The following is a 249-nucleotide window of genomic DNA, read 5'->3' on the forward strand; positions in this document are numbered from 1 at the left end:
GCGATAACTGCTGAACAATTAAATCAGCAAGGCCTAAAGACCCATTTGATGAAAGCTCAGTAGATAATTGTTGATCATGCATGTCTTCAAAAAACTTAACGCTACTTGAGTTAAGTGGGCTTTCTTTATCTTCAAAAGCTTCGTTAGCTTTACGCATACTTTTAAGTAGCATTTGGGTAAAAATAGCTTCAAATTGCGCAGCTGCTTTTTTAAGAGCGGCTTTAGATGCATCGGTTGATGCATCACCAC

The 249-nt window shown here is 38.2% G+C and carries 1 protein-coding gene; it reads right to left on the reverse strand.

What is annotated here, in order from left to right:
* On the reverse strand, nucleotides 1-249 hold a 249-nt coding region (locus SB756_RS33455), incomplete at both ends, for a rod-binding protein (RefSeq protein ID WP_410913683.1).

This window comes from Pseudomonas sp. SIMBA_068, assembly GCF_046534705.1.
GTDB lineage: Bacteria > Pseudomonadota > Gammaproteobacteria > Pseudomonadales > Pseudomonadaceae > Aquipseudomonas > Aquipseudomonas putida.